Here is a 258-nt window from a genome sequence, read left to right as displayed (position 1 = left end):
GCTTTCTCAATAACGATTCCCAGCAATTGTGTATTACCACTTAAGTATTTAAAAGCTTCCCCCGGTGTTTCTGCCACCCGTAATCCAAGAATAGTTTCTGCCAAGTCATCATCATAGTAAGCACGGGAGGTAATAGCAAATGGATTTTTATAGGATTCGTCCCAATCCAACCCCGAAGCCATAGAAGAAAGGTCACCTACGGTCATCCCACTCCCTTCAAATTGTGGATAGAAATCACTTACAGGTTGTGATAGGTTT

At 42.2% G+C, this 258-nt stretch carries 1 protein-coding gene; it reads right to left on the bottom strand.

Annotated features, from left to right (window positions below; all coding sequences use genetic code 11):
- A partial coding sequence (locus tag ACY2RT_RS15455) for a serine hydrolase (RefSeq protein ID WP_490156815.1) occupies positions 1-258 on the bottom strand: 258 nt, incomplete at both ends.

This window comes from Ulvibacter sp. 2210JD10-4 (assembly GCF_058148525.1).
Note: the sequence above shows the minus strand (reverse complement) of the source record. Positions and strands in the feature narration are given on the sequence as shown.